A 270-nucleotide genomic window follows, 5' to 3' on the forward strand; every position below is an offset into this window, starting at 1 on the left:
ATATAAGAGTGAACACGGGCGATCCCCGTCATTGGTGTGACGCGGTCGGCCCACAAACTGTAAAGCCACACTACTAAAATAACCGAAATAATAATTAAACTAAGCTTACGCGAAGATTTTTCTGCTTTTGACATGCTCTCTCTCTCGATCCGACAGCACGATTTACTCGCCTGCCGAATACGATGTTTTAAAAATTAAAGTGAATTCCACTTCATTGTAGTCTAGTCGATCTGTCTCTTGAGTAAAAACAAACGATTACTTGAAATATTG

The 270-nt window shown here is 40.0% G+C and carries 1 pseudogene; it reads right to left on the reverse strand.

The features are described 5' to 3' along the window. Positions 1 to 134, reverse strand: a pseudogene (locus AB4486_RS22580) (HlyD family secretion protein); the annotation flags it as partial. Positions 135 to 270: the final 136 nt, after the last annotated feature.

The organism is Vibrio sp. 10N.222.55.C6 (assembly GCF_041473395.1).
GTDB classification, from domain to species: Bacteria; Pseudomonadota; Gammaproteobacteria; order Enterobacterales; family Vibrionaceae; genus Vibrio; species Vibrio crassostreae_C.